General features: G+C 43.7%; 26 protein-coding genes. 13 read left to right on the forward strand and 13 right to left on the reverse strand.

Annotation, left to right across the window (positions count from 1 at the left end; genetic code table 11):
* Window positions 1–24: 24 nt before the first annotated feature.
* The 10 genes from fliJ (at window position 25) to D3222_RS00370 (ending at window position 6,808) form a co-directional block, all read left to right on the forward strand.
* Window positions 25–468, forward strand: a complete 444-nt coding sequence (fliJ, locus tag D3222_RS00325) for a flagellar export protein FliJ (protein ID WP_118984321.1) — start codon at window positions 25–27, stop codon at window positions 466–468.
* The gene (locus D3222_RS00330) at window positions 468–1,802 is read left to right on the forward strand and encodes a flagellar hook-length control protein FliK (RefSeq protein ID WP_118984322.1); all 1,335 of its coding nucleotides are present in this window, start codon (window positions 468–470) and stop codon (window positions 1,800–1,802) included. The genes fliJ and D3222_RS00330 overlap by 1 nt, the downstream gene beginning before the upstream one ends.
* A 193-nt stretch (window positions 1,803–1,995) precedes the next feature.
* The gene (gene fliL, locus D3222_RS00335) at window positions 1,996–2,472 is read left to right on the forward strand and encodes a flagellar basal body-associated protein FliL (protein WP_118984323.1); all 477 of its coding nucleotides are present in this window, start codon (window positions 1,996–1,998) and stop codon (window positions 2,470–2,472) included.
* 5 nt (window positions 2,473–2,477) lie between these two features.
* Window positions 2,478–3,482, forward strand: coding sequence for a flagellar motor switch protein FliM (gene fliM / locus D3222_RS00340; protein ID WP_118984324.1), 1,005 nt, complete (start codon window positions 2,478–2,480; stop codon window positions 3,480–3,482).
* Window positions 3,475–3,894, forward strand: a complete 420-nt coding sequence (gene fliN, locus D3222_RS00345; protein ID WP_118984325.1) for a flagellar motor switch protein FliN — start codon at window positions 3,475–3,477, stop codon at window positions 3,892–3,894. Before fliM ends, fliN begins: the two co-directional genes overlap by 8 nt.
* Window position 3,895: 1 nt before the next feature.
* The gene (fliO, locus tag D3222_RS00350; RefSeq protein ID WP_118984326.1) at window positions 3,896–4,348 is read left to right on the forward strand and encodes a flagellar biosynthetic protein FliO; all 453 of its coding nucleotides are present in this window, start codon (window positions 3,896–3,898) and stop codon (window positions 4,346–4,348) included.
* A 31-nt stretch (window positions 4,349–4,379) separates the two neighbouring features.
* Window positions 4,380–5,114 carry a flagellar type III secretion system pore protein FliP gene (gene fliP / locus D3222_RS00355; protein ID WP_118984505.1) on the forward strand — a complete coding sequence of 245 codons (735 nt, stop codon included), beginning with the start codon at window positions 4,380–4,382 and terminating at the stop codon, window positions 5,112–5,114.
* Window positions 5,115–5,134: 20 nt separating this feature from the next.
* Window positions 5,135–5,404: a flagellar biosynthesis protein FliQ gene (gene fliQ, locus D3222_RS00360; RefSeq protein ID WP_021324077.1), complete on the forward strand. Its 270-nt coding sequence runs from the start codon at window positions 5,135–5,137 to the stop codon at window positions 5,402–5,404.
* A gap of 2 nt (window positions 5,405–5,406) precedes the next feature.
* Window positions 5,407–6,189, forward strand: a complete 783-nt coding sequence (gene fliR / locus D3222_RS00365) for a flagellar biosynthetic protein FliR (RefSeq protein ID WP_118984327.1) — start codon at window positions 5,407–5,409, stop codon at window positions 6,187–6,189.
* A 211-nt stretch (window positions 6,190–6,400) separates the two neighbouring features.
* A complete protein-coding gene (locus D3222_RS00370) occupies window positions 6,401–6,808 on the forward strand; it encodes a cytidine deaminase (protein WP_118984328.1) in 408 nt (135 codons plus the stop codon).
* Window positions 6,809–7,359: 551 nt separating this feature from the next.
* Here the strand turns inward: D3222_RS00370 and D3222_RS00375 are convergent.
* From D3222_RS00375 to flgB, 13 genes are all read right to left on the reverse strand, one after another.
* Window positions 7,360–9,447, reverse strand: coding sequence for a DNA methyltransferase (locus tag D3222_RS00375; RefSeq protein WP_118984329.1), 2,088 nt, complete (start codon window positions 9,445–9,447; stop codon window positions 7,360–7,362).
* Between the two features lies 1 nt (window position 9,448).
* Window positions 9,449–10,291: a hypothetical protein gene (locus tag D3222_RS00380; protein WP_118984330.1), complete on the reverse strand. Its 843-nt coding sequence runs from the start codon at window positions 10,289–10,291 to the stop codon at window positions 9,449–9,451.
* A 655-nt stretch (window positions 10,292–10,946) separates the two neighbouring features.
* Window positions 10,947–11,912 carry a flagellar hook-associated protein FlgL gene (gene flgL, locus D3222_RS00385; RefSeq protein WP_118984331.1) on the reverse strand — a complete coding sequence of 322 codons (966 nt, stop codon included), beginning with the start codon at window positions 11,910–11,912 and terminating at the stop codon, window positions 10,947–10,949.
* Window positions 11,913–12,120: 208 nt separating this feature from the next.
* Window positions 12,121–13,764: a flagellar hook-associated protein FlgK gene (flgK, locus tag D3222_RS00395; RefSeq protein WP_118984333.1), complete on the reverse strand. Its 1,644-nt coding sequence runs from the start codon at window positions 13,762–13,764 to the stop codon at window positions 12,121–12,123.
* Between the two features lie 130 nt (window positions 13,765–13,894).
* The gene (gene flgJ / locus D3222_RS00400; protein ID WP_118984334.1) at window positions 13,895–14,836 is read right to left on the reverse strand and encodes a flagellar assembly peptidoglycan hydrolase FlgJ; all 942 of its coding nucleotides are present in this window, start codon (window positions 14,834–14,836) and stop codon (window positions 13,895–13,897) included.
* Window positions 14,836–15,945, reverse strand: a complete 1,110-nt coding sequence (locus D3222_RS00405; protein WP_118984335.1) for a flagellar basal body P-ring protein FlgI — start codon at window positions 15,943–15,945, stop codon at window positions 14,836–14,838. The genes flgJ and D3222_RS00405 overlap by 1 nt, the downstream gene beginning before the upstream one ends.
* Before the next feature lie 12 nt (window positions 15,946–15,957).
* The gene (locus D3222_RS00410) at window positions 15,958–16,710 is read right to left on the reverse strand and encodes a flagellar basal body L-ring protein FlgH (RefSeq protein WP_118984336.1); all 753 of its coding nucleotides are present in this window, start codon (window positions 16,708–16,710) and stop codon (window positions 15,958–15,960) included.
* A gap of 74 nt (window positions 16,711–16,784) precedes the next feature.
* The gene (gene flgG / locus D3222_RS00415) at window positions 16,785–17,567 is read right to left on the reverse strand and encodes a flagellar basal-body rod protein FlgG (protein WP_118984337.1); all 783 of its coding nucleotides are present in this window, start codon (window positions 17,565–17,567) and stop codon (window positions 16,785–16,787) included.
* Window positions 17,568–17,590: 23 nt separating this feature from the next.
* The gene (locus D3222_RS00420) at window positions 17,591–18,346 is read right to left on the reverse strand and encodes a flagellar basal body rod protein FlgF (RefSeq protein WP_118984338.1); all 756 of its coding nucleotides are present in this window, start codon (window positions 18,344–18,346) and stop codon (window positions 17,591–17,593) included.
* An 18-nt stretch (window positions 18,347–18,364) separates the two neighbouring features.
* Window positions 18,365–19,579: a flagellar hook protein FlgE gene (gene flgE, locus D3222_RS00425; protein ID WP_118984339.1), complete on the reverse strand. Its 1,215-nt coding sequence runs from the start codon at window positions 19,577–19,579 to the stop codon at window positions 18,365–18,367.
* A gap of 27 nt (window positions 19,580–19,606) precedes the next feature.
* Window positions 19,607–20,302, reverse strand: a complete 696-nt coding sequence (gene flgD, locus D3222_RS00430) for a flagellar hook assembly protein FlgD (RefSeq protein WP_118984340.1) — start codon at window positions 20,300–20,302, stop codon at window positions 19,607–19,609.
* A gap of 12 nt (window positions 20,303–20,314) precedes the next feature.
* Complete coding sequence (flgC, locus tag D3222_RS00435) at window positions 20,315–20,719, reverse strand: flagellar basal body rod protein FlgC (RefSeq protein WP_118984341.1); 405 nt, start codon at window positions 20,717–20,719, stop codon at window positions 20,315–20,317.
* 5 nt (window positions 20,720–20,724) lie between these two features.
* Window positions 20,725–21,138, reverse strand: a complete 414-nt coding sequence (gene flgB, locus D3222_RS00440) for a flagellar basal body rod protein FlgB (protein ID WP_118984342.1) — start codon at window positions 21,136–21,138, stop codon at window positions 20,725–20,727.
* A 221-nt stretch (window positions 21,139–21,359) separates the two neighbouring features.
* Between flgB and flgA the strand changes: the two genes are divergently transcribed.
* The 3 genes from flgA to D3222_RS00455 all read left to right on the forward strand — a co-directional run bounded on the left by flgA (window position 21,360) and on the right by D3222_RS00455 (window position 22,901).
* Window positions 21,360–22,019 carry a flagellar basal body P-ring formation chaperone FlgA gene (flgA, locus tag D3222_RS00445; RefSeq protein ID WP_118984343.1) on the forward strand — a complete coding sequence of 220 codons (660 nt, stop codon included), beginning with the start codon at window positions 21,360–21,362 and terminating at the stop codon, window positions 22,017–22,019.
* 124 nt (window positions 22,020–22,143) lie between these two features.
* Entirely contained in the window at window positions 22,144–22,449 is a 306-nt protein-coding gene (gene flgM, locus D3222_RS00450; RefSeq protein WP_049582025.1) for a flagellar biosynthesis anti-sigma factor FlgM, read from the forward strand.
* Window positions 22,450–22,460: 11 nt separating this feature from the next.
* Window positions 22,461–22,901 carry a flagella synthesis protein FlgN gene (locus D3222_RS00455; protein WP_118984344.1) on the forward strand — a complete coding sequence of 147 codons (441 nt, stop codon included), beginning with the start codon at window positions 22,461–22,463 and terminating at the stop codon, window positions 22,899–22,901.
* Window positions 22,902–23,231: the final 330 nt, after the last annotated feature.

Below are 23,231 nucleotides of genomic sequence, written 5' to 3' on the forward strand. Positions count from 1 at the left end.
GTTGCCATTAAAGCGAGGAAGAAGATGCAGCAACAATCACCTCTCATGACCTTGCGTGACCTTGCACAAAATGCAGTGGAAAAAGCCACCACCCACCTGGCACAAGTTCGTCAGAACCATCAGCAAATGGAGCACCAACTCGCAACGTTGGTGGGCTATCAGGATGAATACCGGGAGCGCCTGAATGACACACTGAGTAATGGTATGCCATGCACTACTTGGCAAAATTATCAGCAATTCATGAAAACACTGGAAAAAGCGATTGAACAGCACAAATTGCAGCTCAATCAATGGCAACAGCGGCTTGATACGGCTTTATCACAGTGGCGGGAAAAACAACAACGTCTCAATGCTTTTGATACTTTGCAACAACGGGCAGATAACAACCGAAGATTACATCAGAACAGAACGGAGCAGAAACAGATGGATGAGTATGCCCAACATAGCGCACAACGGAGAAATAAATAATGAACCTCACTCTTTTGCCTGCCGACCTGAAACCGACAGAAAACCAACCAACGCGTAGTGATTCACTCACTGATGCCGATCAGTCTTCGGCTTTTGCTCAGTTTCTTAATCTGGAAACCGAACTGGCACAAAAAGGCGGGGTCAAACCGGGAAAAGTGTCATCCACAGAAGAAAAAGAGATTATAGATGATACAGACAACGGTTTATCGCCACTATTGTCTATCCCAAATGAATTGTCTATCCCAAATGAATTGTCTATCCCAAATGAATTACCTATCTCAAATGGAATGCCAACGGAGCCGATTACCTCCTCGCGGGTTTCCCTTGATGTAAAAGCAGATGTAAACAAACAACCGGCTTCTGTTGATGAAAAACTCATGTCAGCAGAAGAGCTGGCGGCAAGTTTACCCATACAATTATCCGGGTTAGCCATCAAATCAGAAAACCAGAAAAGTAGCCTCCAATCTGACGGACTCATTAAGCATAATGACAAAAACCGTCAAATTAGCGCTCAAGAATTAGTCGTTACAGGATTATCGACTGAGGAGAATCCGCTGACTACGATTGCAGAACAGCCAGAACAAAAAGAACAGAAAGAACAAACAGAAGTACTTTTTAAAACCAAGCCTGAAAACGGACTTGGGCAAAATTCTTCGGTAAAACCCAAGATTACTGCCACAACTCTCCAGCATGAAACTGCAACTCAACCCCATCCACGTGAATCAGCATTAATTCAAACCCCTGCTCAAGCTGAAAGCCAGCCCGCGCCAGCAGTCACTGAAAATCAACAAACCGGGCAAATCCCCTCTGTAGCAACCTCTCCCCTGCTTTCCGCCGGGCATAACCAGACGGCCCAGTTTCAGTTATCCAGTGCTTCCACCCCCTTACTGAATGCCCAGTTGGGGAGTGAAGAGTGGCAACAACAATTAAACCAGCAGATCATCTTGTTCAACCGCAATGGCCTGCAACAGGCAGAACTACGCCTGCATCCACAAGAGCTAGGCGCATTGCAAATCCGTATGTCTGTTGAAGATAATCAAGCACAATTGCATCTAGCATCGGCTCACAGCCATGTCCGGGCCGCACTGGAAGCGGCATTACCGGGACTTCGCCATGCCTTGGCAGAAAGTGGTATTCAACTGACCCAAAGCAGTGTCAGCGGTGACAACGCCAATTCGTGGCAACAACAACGTTCTGGTTCACAACATTCAGGCGGCACCGCAAGTCACCATGCGGATACTGCCTCGGAAAACCATTCCGCTACTGAATCCACGGTACATTTAACACCCCATCAACTGGCATCGGTTCGGGGCGGTGTGGATATTTTCGCCTGATGATGGAAGGTATTGATACGTACTATAAACAAGGCTCACAACAAACGAACGAGTTAGTAGTTTTTTCCCCGTTTGTTCCAGCTATTGCTGGCGGAAATACGCGGGATAATGATTATCGATATTGATGGATAAGCCAGTCCGCCACGGAACGCGTGGACACTTATCCGCAACAAAAACAGGAATTTGTCTGTCCATGTCTGACTATAGCTACGAGCGTAAACGCAAAAATCCATTTGGGATGATACTGTTAGTACTGATTGCCGTTATCGGTGCCGCCATCGGGGGATACAGTTGGTGGGCACTTAAACAGGCAAAAGAGAGTGACTCCGCGGCATCCAAAACCATAGAAGCCCCGGTCTTCATGACTCTGGAGCCTTTTACCGTCAACCTGATCGACAATGAAGATCACTTTGACCGAGTGCTCTACATTGGTGTGACTTTACGTTTAGCCGATGAAAAAACTCGACAGCGCTTCCACGAGTATCTGCCGGAAGTTCGTAGCCGTATGTTGTTGTTGCTATCACGCCAAAAATCGGCCGATCTGGCGCATGACAACGGCAAATTGCGTCTGATGGATGACATCAAGCAAACACTGCGCCCAACCTTGGTACCCGGTGAACCGGATCAGGTCATCACCGATGTGCTGTTTACCACGTTTATTCTACGATAATCACCATGAGTGACAATATTCTTTCACAGGCAGAGATTGATGCTCTGCTCAATGGCGACAGTGCCAGTGACGACGCGGAAAATACCGCGTCCAGGGAAAATGAGGTTCGCCCTTATGATCCCAATACCCAACGCCGTGTTATTCGGGAACGTCTGCAAGCACTGGAAATTATTAATGAACGCTTTGCTCGTCATTTCAGGATGGGATTGTTTAACATGCTCCGCCGTAGTCCTGACATTACAGTCGGTGCAATAAAAATTCAGCCTTATCATGAATTCGCCCGTAACCTGGCAGTACCGACCAACCTTAACCTGGTTCATCTGAAACCATTGAGAGGAACAGCGCTGTTTGCATTCGCACCAAGCCTGGTTTACATCGCGGTGGATAACCTGTTTGGTGGTGACGGACGTTTCCCGACCAAAGTGGAAGGTCGTGAATTCACCCATACTGAACAACGAGTGATTAACCGGATGTTACGTATGGCGCTGGATTCCTATCGTGATGCCTGGAGTGCCATTTTCAAAATTGAAGTGGAATATATCCGCTCTGAAATGCAGGTAAAATTTACCAACATTACGACATCACCGAACGATATTGTGGTGACAACGCCATTTCAAGTGGAAATTGGTGCGTTGAGTGGTGAATTTAATATCTGTATTCCGTTTGCCATGATCGAACCCCTACGGGAACGTCTGACCAATCCACCGTTGGAAAATGTCCGGCAAGAAGATAGCCTGTGGCGAGAAAGCCTGGTAAAACAGGTTCAGCATTCAGAACTAGAATTAGTCGCTAACTTTGCTGATATTCCGCTAAGGCTGTCAAAAATCCTGCAACTCCAGCCGGGGGATATCTTACCTATTGATAAACCCGAACGCCTGATCGTTCACGTCGATGGTGTGCCCGTGCTCACCAGTCAGTACGGAACATTAAACGGGCAATATGCCCTGCGTGTCGAACACCTTATTAACCCTGTTTTAAATGCTCTGGATGAGGAACAGCCCAATGAGTGATGCTAAGCAACCCACAGATACCGCTTCAACCGGATCTGCCGAAGATATGTGGGCAGAAGCTCTGGAACAACAGGCCGCGCAACAACAAACCTCTGACAGTAGCGCGGCGATTTTTGAATCTCTGGAGCCTCGGGATACACTGGCCCACTTATCGGATATCGACCTAATCCTGGATATTCCGGTCAAATTATCCGTAGAATTGGGCCGGACAAAAATGACCATCAAACAACTACTGAGATTATCTCAAGGTTCAGTGGTTTCCCTTGATGGCCTCGCCGGGGAGCCATTGGATATTTTAATCAATGGATATCTGATTGCTCAGGGTGAAGTTGTGGTTGTATCCGATAAATACGGTATCCGTATCACCGATATCATCACCCCTTCTGAACGTATGCGTCGCCTGAGTCGTTAATATGGCTTTCCAGCCCTCTCTGCATCATGGCGCGGCAGAACCTGCCGCGCAAACCCAAGCGGTGGCTCAAGTAGCCACTTCCGCCCCCCTTCCCGCAGGTCAGACACTGATGCAAGTCAGCAGTGCTCTGGCGGGAGTGTTGCTATTGATTTTCACTCTCACTTGGTTAATTCGCCGTATGGGGCTATTTTCCAGCAAAGGGAGAACTCAGCAACAATTAAGTATCAAAGCCAGTTGTTCTTTAGGACAACGTGAACGTGTCGTCATTGTGGAAGTTGAAGATAACTGGCTGGTACTGGGTGTCACTGCTCAGCAAATTAATTTATTACATCAGATGCCAATACCTGAATCCAACCGTGATAACACCGAGGGGCAAGCTATAAAACCCGCGCTGTTTGGTCAGATTTTAAAAAATACGCTGATGCGACAAGGCAAAAGTGATGAAAAAAATTAGTTCTCTCTTTATGACAAGGGATAAATTTGCCATGTCATTCCGTCTAGGGATGGCACTCGCCGCGCTTATTTTACCAATGGATGTTGCGGCACAGTTGCCGGGGATAATCAGCCAACCGCTGGCAAACGGCGGGCAAAGTTGGTCACTACCGGTTCAGACGTTAGTTTTTATTACCGCACTGACTTTTATTCCCGCGGCCTTGCTCATGATGACCAGTTTTACCCGCATTATTATCGTGTTGGGTTTACTGCGTAATGCTTTAGGCACCCCATCAGCGCCACCCAATCAAATTTTACTTGGACTGGCGCTATTTATGACGTTTTTCATTATGTCACCGGTTTTCGATAAAGTTTATCAAGATGCTTATCTGCCTTTCAGTGAAGATAAAATTAGTCTGGAAACCGCTTTAGAAAATGGCGCCAAGCCACTACGGCAATTTATGTTGCGTCAGACAAGGGAAAACGATTTAGCGCTGTTTGCTCGTCTTGCTGATCAGCCACCATTTGAAACCGCCGATTCCGTTCCTATGAGAGTATTAATGCCGGCATTTATCACCAGTGAACTGAAAACCGCTTTTCAGATTGGTTTTACACTGTTTATCCCATTTTTGATTATTGACCTGGTGGTCGCCAGCGTATTGATGGCGTTGGGGATGATGATGGTACCCCCCGCGACTATCTCACTGCCCTTTAAACTCATGCTATTTGTCTTAGTTGACGGCTGGCAATTACTGCTAGGTTCTCTAGCACAAAGTTTCTATGGTTAACCTGAAAAGAGGCAGACATTATGACTCCTGAATCAGTAATGGCATTGGGAACAGAAGCCATGAAAGTCGCGCTGGCGCTCGCTGCGCCGCTGCTTTTATCGGCTTTATTATGTGGTTTAATTGTGAGCTTGTTGCAAGCTGCAACACAGGTTAACGAAATGACGCTGTCATTTATTCCTAAAATTCTGGCGGTATTTGTCACTACCGTTATCGCCGGCCCTTGGATGCTAAACCTATTTCTGGACTACATGCGTGAACTCTACAGCAGCATACCCGTGATAATTGGCTGATTATGATCTCTTTTAACAGTGAAATGCTGATCCAGTTTGTCAGTGAATTTTTCTGGCCGCTGGTTCGGGTGCTTGCGCTGTTCAGTACTGCACCACTATTTAGCGAAAAACAGGCAACTAAGAAAGTCAGAATCGGACTGGCAGTGATGGTAACGCTGCTCTTGATGCCAAACCTGCAACCTGCGCAAGTGCCTATTTTCTCTGTTGCGGCATTCTGGGTGATGCTGCAACAAATCCTAATTGGCGCATCGCTTGGCCTGACGATGCAAATTGCCTTTGCCGCGGTGCGTCATGCCGGAGAAGTAATTGGTTTACAGATGGGGCTTTCATTCGCTACCTTTTTTGATCCCTCCGGCGGCCCCAATATGCCTATTTTGGCACGAATCTTTAACCTCTTGACCTTACTGTTATTTCTGGCTTTTGACGGTCACCTGTGGCTATTATCGGTTCTGGCGGATACATTTCAAGTTCTTCCGGTACAACCACTGCAACTCAGCGCTCAAGGATTTTTACTGCTAGCACAAAGCGCCAGTATGATATTTATCAACGGCATGATGCTGGCTCTACCATTGATAACGCTATTATTAACACTAAATTTATCATTGGGGATTTTAAACCGGATGACACCACAACTTTCCATCTTTGTGGTCGGTTTTCCGTTAACACTGACTACCGGTATCTTGGTACTCACACTTTTAATCCCGATGTTAGCGCCATTTACCGAGCGTATGTTTAGTGAATTATTTAATCGACTGGCGGTCATTATCAGTGGAATGGTTATTTAAAATCGAAACCATTCCAAAAACCCATAAGTATTACATACTGCATAAACCATACTATTTAATGCTGTAAAATTTTACCGATAAGTAAGAGAAAAGCGCATCTTAGTGTTTTAACTATATAATAGATTTTTAACAACAGCTAAAAGCTTATTTTTCAAAGATGTTATTAACATAGAAAAAGAAAATAAGCTAATTGGATCGGAGCAGTAAGTTAATGAATATAGAACAAGTGTTATATAATGCCGCAGTTAACTTAATTGAAAAACGATATCCAAAGGGATGGGGTGGTGCAGCCGCAGTACGGACAGAATCGGGTAAAATTTTAACCAGCATTGCTCCTGATACCAAAAATGACGCATTATCCCTTTGTATGGAAGTTGGCGCCTATTTAGAGGCACATAAATTGAATGAAGCAGTAACACATTCTTTATGTCTTTGCCGTGAAGATGCGGGTTGTGAATATATCATTTTGACACCCTGTGGAATATGTCAAGAGCGTCTGGTTTATTGGGGAAGCGCCGTAAAAGCAGCGGTGACTAATGAAAAAAATGAACTCTTATTTAAAACCATACGTGAATTACAACCTTATCACTGGTCAGCCGTTAATGGAGAAAAGCTCTAATATATGTGATTTATTTTAACTTGGTTATTCTGCTTTATTCCTGAGTATTAAAGCGGTTAATACTCAGTTATTTAAGAAAACTATATACCCTTCATCCTTCAAGTTGCTGCTTTGTTGGCTGCTTTCACTTACCCCAGTCACATAGTTATCTATGCTCCTGGGGATGCGTTCACTTGCCGCCGCGCTGCAATTTGAAATCTATTGGGTATATTTAATTCAAAACAACAATTTTATGTTTTAAAAAAATATAATATTAAAAAAACATAACAATAATTCAATCATTAAAACACCATTAATTTATAATTCCATCCAATTATAATTAAAAATAATCATCATTATTTTCATTTCTTATTTAACTAATTTAAACCTAAATAAACTCACCAAATACCTATTAGAATTCATGTTATACAATATAGTCAATATTGGTACCGTCACCCATGTTTTTGTGCACGGTACCTGTTATTTCTTATACTTTTAATATAGCGATCAGAATCTATTGATAATAGTTGTATTGATTAAAAAAAATTATCAATATCCGTCCATTGGTCTGGTCATTTAAGCGATATCTTTTTACGCTGAACACATGTTTCAACAGACCACTTAACCAGGTCAATAGTCGATTCTCTATCCATTCGAAGGCATGAAGCAACCATAATTGCCTGGGAACAAGCAATTACAAAGCAGTCCCCTGAACTTAGGTTTCTTTCAACAACGTCGAATCGTTCAACATAGTCACTGAACCGGGAAAAGATTTCGTCCTGTGGGTTCTCAATTTTTGGCGGGTTAACTTCTTTTTTACAAACCAAGATTGCATCAAGATTGATAGGTTCTTTTGCAGCGCTTTTAGGGCTGGCAACAGACATTTCAGCTTTTACCGGATGAGCAGCTACAATATCAAAACCGGCTTTAGTGACAGAATCGTATATTGCCATCCAGCCGTCTATCGTCGAATGATGATAACTGAAACACAAGAGGCCATCTTCTTTAAGCACTCGGTTGCATTCCTTAAAAATACTGCAAATTTTCCTTGTGAAACTTTCATTATCCCTATCTTGAACTTCGTTTTCATGTGATGAATCTTTCCTGTTTAAGTATTCGTATTCACCACTAAGAGCATTAGAAAGCCAAGCATAGAAAAAGTCACTCAATTCACTATAGTGAACAAAATCAAAATACGGTGGATCAGTAACTACAGCATCAACCGATGAATCAGGGATGGGAAGTGAAGAACTGTCCGCATTCAAAATCAAAGCACCTTGAGAAGCGTTTTTGAACGTTTCCCATGATTGAGTAACATTTACCCTTATCGGATCACTACAAACGACTTTCTTTGAAAAACATTTTACCCCATTGTTTTCAATGAATACTTCAAATGGTTCATCAAGATAGGTTTTCGCCTTAATCAAACGACTTTCAAATAATGTCGAAAATGTACCGCTGCTTTTTCCCAGTGTTCCCCATACACTATTTTCTAATGGTGTTCTCTCTGGTTTCAAAATATGATTCGAAAACATATGACGAACAGCACCAGTACCTTCCCCCTTAAAACTGCAAAACAGGTTATTAAATTCAAGTGTTCCGCTAAACAAGCAAACAAAATGATCTCGAATCACCTTGTCTTTAATCTTCAATATCCGCTGAAGCAATAATCCAAGGCATAACAATTGACGTTCATTAAAGAAGTCACGCCAATGATTGTAGTTATATCCGCGTGCTTGGTTCGTGTTATATCCGAGTCTAACTTTCATAGTGGGTAATGGAAGATCGCCTTTGATCAGGGAAAGACGTTCACGCGTTTCATTAAAAAGGTCGTAGTCATATTGGGTCGGTTTGATATAGACCTTTTCACCGGCTTCGTTAAGCGCCATAATGGCATACAATTTATGCTTTGGTGGATGCTCTTTGCAAGATACCAATTCCTTGATTTTGTATTCATGACCTCTACTGTCAACAATTTTTGTCCCCTTGGCAGGTCCATTTTGCGGATTAAAGTTATATGAGCAGCAAGGACATTTAATGTCAGTACTATTGTATTTCTCCACAATAATAGATTCGCATGATGGGCACCATATTTGCGAATCCGGTTTCTTGCTAGCGTAGGCATTTTTACTGAATACATAACTTGAAAACAACGGGATTTCTTCGCCCTCTGGCGTGGCAACAACCTTCACCCAAAAATAGTAAAGTGCTGGCGTGGATTTTGAAGCGCCGGGAACCATTGTTGTATAGTAGGAAAGGATTTCCTCTTTTACATCCCGTTCAATGGATTTAAATTCTTTTTTCAGTTCATTTATATTCACGCTAGCCATTGCTTGTGTGACTAAGAATGTACTAACTGGGTTAACATCACATCCTATAATACTTGCTCCAAGCTTTGCCGCTTCCCCCAATGTAGTTCCTGAACCCATAAAAGGATCAAGCACAACCTTTCCAGTATGTTTTTGGTATTCGTAAAAATCCTTCCATTGACCCTCAGTAAGAGCACCAGAAACAATAGAACGGAATACGCTTCCTAAACGCTTCGCCCACCATTTATGAATGTGGTAAATAGGACGGTTAATTTCCTTTCTGTAACTTTCGATTTCCGCAATTGGATCAATCTGCTCAAAAGGGAAATTATTTTCAATTATATACTTCATATTATTTTGTTAACACTGGCATAGAAATAGACGTACGAAGTTTTGCTGTACGTGCTTTGCAGTCAGCAAAAATATCTTCAATTAGAACAGGTTCAACAGATTGATCAGGTTTTCCATTATCAATGATATTGTACAAAAAGTTATTTTCGTAAATGTCATACCTTGATACTTCTTCTGTAGCCAAGTACGATATCTGAAGATTTTCACAATCAAATTTTTTCGCTACAAAAACCTTTCTTGTATGAAAACACTTTAATTTGTAATTTAGTGGATTAGGGTACGTATACATTGCCCGATGACGAACAGAGCCTTCACCGTACGGACCATGGTTATACCCGGTTTGGTTCGCAACTTTGGCTTTCTTATAAAGATTAAAGTCATAGTTGATGAAATCACCGTGCATCAAAATAAAAGTTACAATACTGCTACTGTCATTGCTCAATAGTGAGTACATGTAATAACAAGGAATATCGACTGTTGTATTGCCCATCTTTATCAAAGCAGTTCCACACGGCAAGCAACTATTGTAATCCATAGTAAGACCACGTGCATCAGCGCCACTCGGCTTCTGAATTAGCTTTTTAACTTCAACCCCAACAATGATACCCGTTCGCTTATCACGAATAATAATATCAGGGGTAGTCAGCTTACCTGAACGAACAACTTCCAATTCAGGAAATGCTTGTTGAAGTTTTTGTTCAATCAAACAATCAAAAGGATCGTCTTGAACTGTACCAATCAAGGAAGGCGCACGTAGGTCAATAGGTATAACGCCATTATCATTAATCTGACCATAAAAGTGATCGTAAACAGCTTTCATTATTTGATGTTCATTGTGGTACATGCGCAATCCTTAAGGTTATTTTTTAATATTGATTATTGTTTTCAACCGCTTCCATAATTCGTTACTTAAATCACGATATCCTTCTTCATTGGGATTAGATAGAAAGTTGAATCCCTAGCCATTTTAAGCGTTATACCGTAACGATTTTTGAAAAAAAGATCAAAAGGGAAATCAAATAACACAGTAATTAGGACTAAAAATGCAATTATTCTGGACACCAGAGGCTATTCAAGACCGCGAGGAGATATCTATGATGTTGCAGGTAAAACAGTACGTATCCTCCGTGTACTACATACCATACCGCCAGACAATGGCCCAAATCTTGACTTGCTCCCGCCGCTAAGTCACAAATGACGCTAGCGGGGGCTTCTTATGATCCCTATTAGCGAGGGCCAATAGCTTTCTTTTAGTCGTAACCCTCTTTATCCTTCCAACGAGTCTTCGATACAAAACTACTTTGATACTTTTGATAATTAGGATTTTTAGTATGATATAATAATAACAATATTAACCGTTAACAAAAAAATATCTACAGGCGGGAAATTAACTAAAAACGGAGAAGCAGGATTAATATAATAAATAATTATTTGGGATATTTAATTGAGAAAATCGCTGGCCTGAAAACCAGCGATTAAAGTAAAAAATAAAAACCGAATTAACGAAATATCTCAAATAACGACATGCCTTTCATATCAGTAAATGTCTTATACGATGCTTGAAGTATTGCTTGTTGTTGATAATAATTCGAAATCGCTGAATTCCATTCCACATCAACCAGTTCACTCAAACGGCTCTTATTAGCCAGACTGCGTTCTGCTCCTAAACTATCCAAATCTTCCATTTCTCTCAGTTGTAAACCCAATACCGATTCCACCGAAGAGACATTATTCAACGCATTGCGAGTTCCACGGTTGGCTTTATTCAGCAATTCCAGTGCATCATCACGAGTCTTTTGATCTGCCTCGGCAAATGGCGTTTTCAATGACTGAATCGCCATATCTATCGTTTTAAATATGTCAGATTCACTGGAGCTGCCATCCGGCTCTTTTATCGGATTACTCGTCGATGAGAGAAATACCTGAGCCCCAGTATGTCCAATGATCATAGAGCGGTTGCTATCTACTTTTTGAGTCAGTTCCTCAGAGCCACCTCGATAGCTAACTGCTCCGCTTTTACTCTCATCAAAAGGTTTCACATCCGTTTTATAACCGGCAAAAATATAGCGGCCATTACCATCGGTGGTGTTACCCAAGTTAACCAGTTGCTCTTTAAATCCTTCCAGTTGAATAGCCAGCGAGTCACGATCTTCATCACTCAATACACCATTCACTGTAGCTACCAGGCTTTCATGAACATTTTGAACCACACCAACAACTTTAGATACTACGCTTAATTGCATGGAAATCGCATTCTTGGCAAATGAACGAGCAGTCTTATATTGCTGATTCTGAGCTTCAGCCTGGGCAACCATCACGCCCTGAGAGGCCGCCATCGGATCATCCGATGGATTTATCACTCTCTGACCACTAGATAGCTGTGTTCCCTGTTGCATCCATTTTGACTGGGCAGTAGTAATGCCAACCATTTTCTGGTCGTACAATATATTGGTACTTACGCGCACAATATTATTCCTTTTAAATATTCAGCTATACCCTTTATCTTTCAAGCTGCTGCTTTGTTGGCTGCTTTCACTCACCCCAGTCACATCGTTATCTATGCTCCTGGGGATTCGTTCACTTGCCGCCGCGCTGCAACTCGAAATCTATTAGGTATAAATGCCAAAAATATCCGAGTATTCTCAGGCTATTTTTTATTAAGTGGCACGTTTATTAGCGACGGAGATCCAAAATGGCATTAAACAAGGTTGTGGCAGTCTGGACAACTTGCGCATTAGCCAGATAATATTGCTGTAAACTTTGTAATGCGCCGTACTCTTCATCTATATTGACGCCGGAAACCGACTGCTGTTCGGCATAAAGCTGTTTAGTAATATTATTCTGAGTTTCTAAATCAACATTCGCCGTGCTAGTCTGGTTACCAATAGTACTGACCATCGAAGCATAAGCACCAGAAAATGACGCTTTACCCTCTACCAATTTTTTACTTTGTAATTCAATGAGTTTTTTGGCATTGGCGTTATCACTCGGTCCACTATCTTTAGTGCCCGCCGCCGCCAATTGTGACGCATCTTTAATATTCACTTCCAGGCCGCCAATAACACCATTAACCGCTTTCAGTGTATATCGGTCATTCTTTTGCGCATTGTCTGGATTAATTTCAACCTTTAATCCATCAAATTCCAGAGTATTACCCGTTACTTTGGCAGAAATATCCGCCTTATCAGAGGCACGCTGGATGTTCCAATTAGACCCATCGTAGCTGAGATGATAATCACTGGCTTTTACCGCTGAGGTATCTGTATATTCCACGTTGAAATCGGCAGAACCTTTATTTTTGCCATTGGCAATAACATCAGGGTTATTAAATGCGAAGAAGTCTTCACCCGGTTTACCTTTTAAATCAAAACCAGAACGATGAACCTGATTAAATTGATCGCCCAATACCAACGCTAATTGGTTTAACTGATTACGGGAATTATCCAACACTTCACTGCGCGCCCGTAATATGCCGCTTAATTTACCTTTATCAATGTATCTTTCATCAATTTCAACAACGCCGCCAAAACCACGATCATAACCTAGTGTAATGCGACTGCTGTCCGTATTGGACGAAATCGCTTCTACTCGGTAGGCGGTTGTCCCCTGAACTAGCATCGTTCCACCGGCAAAAGTCACATTATAAGCGTCACCGTCCTGCTGAGTCACATTCACACCAACCCGTTCATTCAGTTCATTGACCAATTGATCTCGCTGATCCAGTAATGAGTTTGGTTCAGCACTACCACCGCCTCTCATACGGGTAATTTCACCATTGAGTTTAGCAATTTGCTGGGCATAATTATTGATGGAATCAACGGAGTCAGTTATTTCCCGGTTAATATTATTTTCCATTTTACGCAGGAAGTCATCTGCACTTTTCAACTGGTTTACCAATCCCTTTGCTTTACCAATGGCTGTCGTTCTGGCGGCATCATCTTCAGCATTACTGACAACATTTTGTAAACTGGTAAAGAAGTCATCAACGGTGTTTGACAGGTTATTTGCTTTATCTGCCAGCAAATTATCAATCTTGGAAATTTGCTGAGAATAAGTGGTTAATGCCCCTTGTTTCGCCTGAGCAGCAGAAAATTGTTGATTAATGAATTCGTTATATTGACGGTTAATGCTGGTGACAGTAACACCATTTCCGATAAAGCCAACGGACGTCATGGTGCCACCGTTTTGATTGATAACTGTCGATTGCCGGTTATAACCAGGAACTTTGGCATTTGTGATGTTATTACTCGCGGTCCCCAGAGCAATCTGAGCAGCTTGAAGGCCGCTCATCGCGGTATTAATAAGACTGTTGGACATCAGAAGATCCTTTTGCGTTTTATTTATGTCTCCGCTGGCGGCGGCAAACAATCTTTCAGATAGCTAAAAACAATGTCTGAACTGCTTTAATTTATCGGCTGAACTCAATAAAACTTGAGCAAAATAGAGATCAGAATAGTTTACTCAAATCGTAGGTATACGCTTTCACCGCCTGTTCTCCAGCACCTTTTAGCTGTTGAATAACTGAGACCAGTTTTTTCGCATATCCAGGATCCGTTGCATAACCTGCCTGTTGCAAGGAATAAGCCCCTTGCTCCGGAGTAACAGAGCGGGCAACCTTGGCGTAACGGGGATTTTCCGTCAGCAATTTGACGTAATCCGCAATCGCTTCGATATAAGAACCATAAACACGGAAATTATCCTTCATTTTCTGTGGCTCACCGTTGATATATTCTGTGGTCAAAATATTGGTTACCGGCCCTTTCCAGCCTTTACCCGCCTTAATACCAAACAGATTATGGCTTGACTTACCATCGGCAGTCAGAATCTCTCTTTGCCCCCAACCCGACTCCAATGCAGCCTGAGCAATAATCAACAAATGAGGAATGCCAGTGCGTTGGCTAGCTATTTGGGCAGGGTGCGAGAGCGTGGATACAAAGTTCGTACTGTTCAGCGGTAGTGGTTTTGGCGCCGCCTCGGGCTTCGGCACAGTTCGACGTATAAACTGCTCAAGCGCCTGCCTTGGCAAAGTTTGCAAAACTTCGTTGTCCGCGGTCATGGGTATCTTGCCCGCTATTTCGCTGGGGGCGGTTTTAGTATTAGAAAGCTGTTTGAGTATCATATCGGCAAAACCTAGCCCCTTCCGAGCAATATTCTGCGCGATTTGCTGATCGTATATCGACGTATAGAGGTGGGTCTGTTCACTGCTCAACATGCCATCTTTAGGCAGGGCCGAACGCATACTTTTCAACATCATCTGAACAAAGAGCCCTTCCATTTGTTGGGCTACTTGCCGTAGCCCTTGTTGCGGATCTTTTGTCAGATTGGCTTTCAATGTGTTAACCGACTGTACATCATAAGCTGCCCCGGACAGGGTTAAAAAATCACTCATCAAATGATCTCCAGTCTCGCCCGCAGACAACCCGCACTTTCCATTGCCTGTAAGATTGACATTAAATCATTCGGTGTCGCACCCAATGAATTCAGTGCCTGAATAACATGGCTCAGACTTGCACTGGCATTAACCTGCTGCAATGCGCCACCTTGTTCACGAACAGCGACACCAGGATTACGGGTGACAACGGTACTACCACCTGCTAACGGCGTATTGGGCTGATTAACAACCACCTGATTCTCAACCGTCACAGAAAGGTTTCCCTGAGCAACAGCACAGCTATCCAGCATCACATTGCGGTTCATCACCACAGAGCCGGTACGAGAGTTGATAATCACTTTGGCATCACCGACATCAACACGGACAGTCAGGTTCTGCACATGAGAAAGAAATTTAACCTGCTCACTTTTGTCCCTCGGCATACGCAATTGTACCGTGCGGGCATCCAGCGGCGTTGCTGTCCCGGTTCCGCCCATACGGTTGATCGTATCGCTGATTTGCTGAGCAAGAGAGAAGTCTTCGTTATTTAATTGAAGATTCAGGATGCCATTTTCACCAAACTGTGTAGGTAATTCACGTTCAATCACTGCGCCGTTACTAATTCGGCCCCCCGCAAGCTGATTAACTTTCACGCTGCTGCCACCCGCGCTGGCACCGGCACCGCCGACCAAAATATTACCCTGTGCCAGAGCATAGACCTGATTATCAACACCCTTTAGTGGTGTCATCAACAAGGTACCACCACGTAAACTTTTAGCGTTCCCTAGCGAAGAAACCACCACATCAATATTCTGCCCAGTACGACCAAACGGCGGTAACTTCGCGGTGACCATCACGGCAGCCACGTTTTTCAACTGCATATTGGTTCCCGGAGGAACGGTAATCCCCAACTGGGATAACATGTTACTTAAACTCTGGGTGGTAAATGGCGTCTGAGTGGTTTGGTCACCAGTTCCATCCAGCCCAACCACTAATCCATAACCAATCAACGCATTTTCCCTCACCCCTTGCACCGTGGTGAGATCACGGATACGTTCTGCCGATGCAGTCGTTGTCATCAGAGCCAGCAATACAAGAAGAAGGCTAACAGCACATTGTTTTATCATCACCATCCCCTTTTAAAACGGTGCAACATTCAGGAAGAAACGCTGTAACCATCCCATGTTCTGCGCTTCATTAATATATCCATTCCCCACATATTCAATGCGAGCATCAGCGACCTGATTGGAACTAACCGTGTTATTAGCATTAATTGTCCGTGGATTAACCACACCGGAGAAACGGATGAATTCCGTTCCCTGATTGATAGCAATCTGCTTTTCACCGACAACATGTAAGTTGCCATTTGCCAGTAACCGATCGACCGTCACGGTAATCGTCCCTCTGAACGTATTATTGGCATTAGCGCCGCCTCTCCCACTGAAAGTATTTTCACCTTCCATTTCTAAATCGGTTTTATTTCCACCAATTAGCCCGCTAAGAAAACGGGGAGTCAGTGCGGCGGAAAATGTGTTTTTTCCATTACGGCTGGCATTGGCCGAAGAATTCTTACTGGCGCTGACATTTTCCTGCAATGTAATCGTCAGGGTATCGCCAATATTTCGTGGTCGGCGATCTTCAAATAGCGGCTGATAACCATAATAAATAGGCTGTACTACTTGAAAAATAGCGCCATTAGGGACCGGCGCGGTTGTCACGGAAGGTGCCGCGGTGGTTGCCCCCTCAACCAGGGGTTTTTGCGGTATATACGCACAGCCCGTTAGTGACAATACTGCCAGTGCTATGCTACAACGCCATTTGTTCGCCACATTTTTCCGTAAATGGCGAAACTGACAAACAGTGCTGGTCTCGGCAACAGCCATTGTATCCATCTTCGATGCTCTTAATTTATCTCTGAATAACGGGGAAACTGAGTGTTCCCCCGCAGTTCTGATTGACGATTAGGTTATAACTGAGTCAGTTTTTGTAGCATCTGATCAGACGTCGACACCGCCTTACTGTTAACTTCATAAGCACGTTGCGTCTGAATCATGTTGACCAATTCTTCAGCGATATTGACGTTAGATGTTTCTACATATTTATGCTGGAGCAACCCAGCGCCATTTATTCCTGGTGCATTTTCAATCGGTACGCCAGAGCTGCTAGTCTCTACATAAAGGTTTTCACCAATACTTTCTAACCCGCTGTCATTGATAAAAGTTGTCAGGGTAAATTGACCGACTTGCTGAGGTGCCGATTGCCCCTGTACCTTCACACTGACAACACCATCACGGCTAATGGTGAGATCTGTCGCGTTATCAGGAATGGTAACGGTAGGGAATATCAAAAAACCACTAGCGGTTGTCAACTGCCCGTTTTGATCTTCCTGAAATGAACCATCACGGGTATAGGCGCTGGTACCATCAGGTAACTGAACCTGAAAGAATCCCTTTCCTCTAATGGCAACATTATGACTGTTATTAGTTTCAGATAAGTTTCCCTGACTATGTATCCGTTCTGTTGCTACCGGACGCACCCCGGTACCTATCTGTAAACCAGAAGGTAGGCGGGTTTGTTCCGAGGACATCGCCCCTGGTTGACGAATGGTCTGGTAAAGCAGATCTTCAAAAACGGCACGCTGGCGTTTAAAACCATTGGTGCTGACGTTTGCCAGATTGTTGGCAATCACATCCATATTGGTTTGCTGGGCATCCAGCCCAGTTTTAGCAATCCATAATGATCGGATCATCGGTTTTATCCTCTGTGTCTAAATCAACTCATTGATAAAAGTTGATTAGCACGTTGTGCATTCTCATCTGAGCTATGGATGACTTTCATCTGCATTTCAAAACGACGGGCGTTGTCAATCATACTCACCATGCTTTCCATCGGGTTGACGTTACTTCCTTCAAGCGTACCGGGCATTAATTTCACCTCATCGCTGGCAGGCAAGACATTACCCTGTAATTCCTGGGCTTGCTCAGTCATACGGAAAAGACCATCATCGCCACGAACTAGCTGATTGTTCTCAGGCTTCACCATTTTCAATTTGCCAAGTTGCCCCAGTAAAGTTGGCGGATCACCGGCAACCAAGGCAGAGATCGAGCCATCAGCCGCCAGAGTTAATTCAGCTTGTGGCGGAACATCGATCGGGCCGTTCTCACTCATCAGCAAGTTACCCTGAATAGTTAACTGACCGTCCGCTGAAATTTGAATGCTGCCGTTACGGGTATAAGCCTCAGAACCATCTTCAAGCTGAACCGCCAGATATCCCCCCTGCCCGATAGCTACGTCCAATGGACGGGAGGTGTAATTCATCGGCCCCTGACGATTGTCAGTGCCCGGCGTTGAAGCCACGACCAAAGTTCGGGTATTAAAAGCAGCCCCTTCAATAGGCACCGCTCGCAACGCAGCCAGTTGCGCTTTAAAACCCGGCGTCGATGCATTAGCCAGGTTATTTGCCGTCACTGCCTGATGTTCTAGTGTCTGACGGGCGCCGCCCATTGCGGTATAAATGACATGATCCATAATGCTATCCTGAAACTATCAGCGCATGCTGACCAGAGTTTGCAGGATCTGATCCTGAGTTTTAATGGTCTGCGCACTGGATTGATAGTTGCGCTGAGCCACGATCATATTAACCAGTTCTTGGCTCATATCGACATTGGATGCTTCCAACGAGCCACTGAGCAATTTGCCAAAACCGCCAGAATCCGCAATGCCAACCACTGGGCTACCTGAAGCACTCGTCTCTACCCAAACGTTGTCACCCTTCGCTGCCAGCCCTTCTGGGTTAGCAAAGTTAGTCAGAACGATCTGACCTAATAATTGGGATTGCTCATTGGTATAGGTGCCGATGACACGGCCATCTTGCTCAATACGGTAGCCCTTGAATTCACCTGCGGCATAACCGTCTTGCTTGGGTGCTGATATGCTATCAGTATCAATCTTTTGCTGTTTACTGCCATTAAAATCAATCGTGATATCAGCGGCATTAGAACCATTCAGAGAAGGAACATTAAATGTAAACTGATTATTGTCACCAATCAGTTTACCATTGCCATCAAATTTCAACGTCCCCAACGAAGCGGCTTTAGCGCCCTCAACCGCACTATCCTGAGCATGAACCTGCCATTCGTTATCGTTCGTTTTCACAAAGAAAACCTGGATAACATGTGGGTTACCCAAGCTATCAAAGGTAGTAACACTGGTAGGATAGTTATAAGAATCCTTATTTTCTGGCGAGAAAGCATCTGTCGGTTTTTTATGCATCGAATTAAGGTTGGCTGTCATCGTCACCTGAGTTGTTGCTTTAGCCATCAATATACCTTGAGGTATTGTAATCGGCTCTGGGTTAGCCCCTTTCTGAATCTCCGGCGCACCGCCATTGACACCGACCGCGGGATAGCCTGTCAATTTCATGCCTTGCATGTTGATAATATTGCGGTTCTCATCCATCTTGAATTGACCGTTACGGGAATAGTAAATCCCACCATCACCCCCTTGCATACGGAAAAAACCATTCTGAGTGATCGCCAGATCAAGTGGGCGATTAGTCGTTGTCGGCGTACCATCTTTAAAATTCTGATTAACACCCGATATTTTTACCCCCAGCCCCACCTGAGAACCGGCAAAAATGTCAGAAAAAGCAACCGTACTGGATTTAAAACCATATGTCGCCGCGTTAGCAATATTATTACCAATAACATCCAAATTACCTGCCGCGGCATTCAAACCACTTACTGCTTGTGAAAAAGCCATACTATTCTCCGTTAAAATTCTTGTTGGTTAAAGAATCTGACGTATCTGATCCATTGTGACAGTACCGATCCGTCCTAAATCTAACTTAGCGCCGTCCGCGTCACGAGTAACGCCCTTCACCTCCGCGGACCTCAATGGCTGAAACACTCTCTGCTCGCCTTGATAGCTAGCAGTAATGGTGAAGTTATAAGCGCCATCCTCAACATGAGTGCCATCTTCTTTTTTGCCATCCCAAGGGGGGAAACTATGGACACCCGCTTCCAATCCACCAATATCAATTTGGTGTACAACAGTCCCTTGTTTATCAGTAATGGTGACTTTCACACTATCCGCGGGCCTTTCCAACTCAATACCAAATGGTGTGGTACTGACGTTCCCAGACTCTTTGTTTAAACCAGACAAAATGGTATTCCCAGGAATCATCACTTTCCGTCCAATCAGAGCCGATGCCTGTACAGGCTGATTATTATTTATCTGACCAACAATCGACCCCAGGGTGGTATTCAGCTTTTCGATCCCCGCGAGTGTGTTAATCTGCGCCAAATGGGAGGTCAGCTCATTGTTCTTCATCGGGTTAGTTGGATCTTGATTTTTCATTTGCGCGACCAGCAATTTCATGAAGTTGCTATTCAGCTCTTCACTACCCTTTTTCTTGCTGGCCAATGCTGACTCTCCAACAATCGTGTTATTCAGTGATTCATTCACTGAACTGGTAATAGCCATGAGTCACTCCTGTTACTGACCTAACGTTAATGTTTTCAGCATTATCGATTTAGTGGTATTAAGCACCTCAACGTTGGCTTGATAGCTACGAGAAGCCGAGATGGTGTTAATCATTTCTCCGACCACATCAACGTTTGGCATCCGCACATAACCCTTTTCATCCGCCAATGGGTGTCCCGGCTGATACTCAAGGCGGAAAGGAGTGAGATCATCCACAATTTCACTGACCCGCACACCGCCTGTTTCCTGCCCTACTGGTGCAGCCACTCGAAAAACTACCTGTTTAGCCCGGTATGGCTGACCATCAGGCCCCGCAACACTATCAGCATTCGCCATATTACTGGCACTGACATTTAATCGCTGGGATTGCGCTGATAATGCCGAGCCGGCAATATCAAAAACACTGAGTAAAGACATGGCCTTTATCCTTGCTGTAAGACTGACATCATGCTTTTAACCTGAGAGCTGGTCGCTGTCAGTTCAGCCTGATATTTCAGGCTGTTATCCATAAAATTGCCACGTTCCATATCCATATCCACCGTGTTGCCATCCATCGCTGGCTGATAAGGCACCCGATACAGTAAATCCATCTCCATTCTCTTCTGAGGCTGAATAGGAATATGCCGATCGGATGTCAGCGTCAGCCCAATCCCGTTTCCGGTGACCCGACCGTGTGCAATGGTTTTTTTCAGTTGTGTAGCGAAATCAATATCCCGCGCCTGATAGCCAGGCGTATCCGCATTGGCGATATTAGCGGACAATATTTCTTGTCGCCGTGTTCGCAATGACAAAGCTTCCTGCTGAAAATGAAAGGCTGCATCTAATTTATCGAGCATATTCCTCCCTCTGATGTGACTTACCTGGGTTGTGACCTTAATAGCGCCGTTCGCGATCGCGAAGTTCGCAGTAAACAGAATAAACGCAGAAAGAAAAGCCTATCGGATGAATAGACACTAATTGAATTGCTATTTATCCCATTGACCGATTTTCAATACAGGTACACTGTGCGTTACTAAACAGCGGCGTATTAACCTACGGAAATAATGAGAGCGAGAAGATGCCAGCTATAAATATTATCGGGCTATTCGCATTTTTCTTTATGACTTCGCTGGCATGGGGCAATAATTTACCTCACGTTATAGAACATTATTTTCAGCAGATACACCGGGATAATCATCATAAAGTTTCGGTTAACATCAAAACACCTGAACAACAATGGCCCCAATGTGAATGGCCAGAAATTCAACCCCCTATCGGCGGTCAAAACCGGGGAAATCTCTCTTTACCTGTTATCTGCCATCAACAACGCAAATTTATTCAAGTCGCTGTCAGTGTGACAGGAAATTATCTGGTTACCCGCCGAGCTATCTTGCGTAATGATGTTTTATCAGATAAAGATTTTCAGGTCAGAAGTGGATTACTGGAAAAACTACCGCATGATCTGATCATTAACAAAAATAAGATAAAAAACAGTATTGCGATACGTAACATCCCGGCGGGGCAGGCGATTACGCATAATATGTTACGCCGCCCGTGGGTTGTACGGTCAGGCCAGAGTGTGGTGGTGATTGTACAGGGAAATGGCTTTCAGATACGCAACGAAGGGAAAGCTATTAATAACGCCGCTATTTCTGATAAAGTCAGGGTTCGAATGAATTCAGGGCACGTTATAACCGGTCAGGCATTAGAAAACGGCAATGTAAAAATCATGTTATAAGTTCTAAAGTTTTCTCTTACTGTGCCGATATAACCAGCAGAGCACGATTTGCAGGTATGCAAATGGCATGTAACCTGCTCCGATCCATAGGTGAACCTATGCCTGGCCATAAAGGATAATGATTATGAGTATCGAACGCACTCACCCCTTATTAGCTATCGCTGCTGTTCAACAGCGACCTACTAATGAAAGCAGCGCCCAGGGCACCCGAAAAACCTCTGGCGTTACCTTACAAAGCAGTGATGCACAAGTAAAACTGAGCGAAGCACAAACAAAACTGGTTCAGCCGAGCAGCCAGGATATTAATATTCAAAAGGTGCAAAAGTTGAAAGAAGCGATTGCTCAGGGAACCTTAAAAATGAACAGCGGTAAAATCGCAGACGCTCTGCTCAAAGAAGCCGCCGAAAACTTTCAGTACGATAAGAAATAATTAAACCCGCTATGGAAGAACTGCAACAATTATTCGAACAGCAAGTGACTTATTTGACCTCGCTGACCCAAACTATGGTGGAAGAACAGCGTATTCTGTGTGAGGGTTTTATTGAAGCACGGGATTTGCACCAGGTAACAGAACGAAAAAATTTTTTGTTATCTGCGCTTAGCTATTCAGAACAGCAACGTCTTAATTTGAGCAAAGCATTAAACATCATCGCGCCTTATGATAAACAACCTGTACTCGCCACATTATGGCAACAGATCGGCAAAGCGGTTACTCAGATTCGTGATTTAAACACCCATAACGGTTTGTTATTAACCCAACATCTTGAACTCAACAGCCAAGCTATCGCTTTTCTAAAAAGCCACCATAGCCCTTCTCTTTATGGCTCAGATGGTCAAGCTGCCCGTCACTCTATGCTTTCCGGCCATAGAGCTCAGGTTTAATTAAGTGCATTACCGCATCACAGCGCGGTAGTGCCATTTTATTGTCTTAATAGCACTTATATAAATATTCCCACCCGCTAATACCTTACGCTTTACCCCATAACTATTTAGGACGAGAGAATTCCTAACGTATTTACAATGGTAATATACATTACACATCATAATAACATTATGAAATAATAATAACTAAAAATATTTATAAAGAAGATTATACTCTGGCATATTGGAAAATACGCTTATCAGATTTGTGTAAATACCCCTATTTACAAAAACACCAATTCGTTAGTATTTAATGTTTTCAATTGAGTAACTCAACCAAATAAAACAAAG

The organism is Photorhabdus sp. CRCIA-P01 (assembly GCF_003545805.1).
Lineage (GTDB): Bacteria > Pseudomonadota > Gammaproteobacteria > Enterobacterales > Enterobacteriaceae > Photorhabdus > Photorhabdus antumapuensis.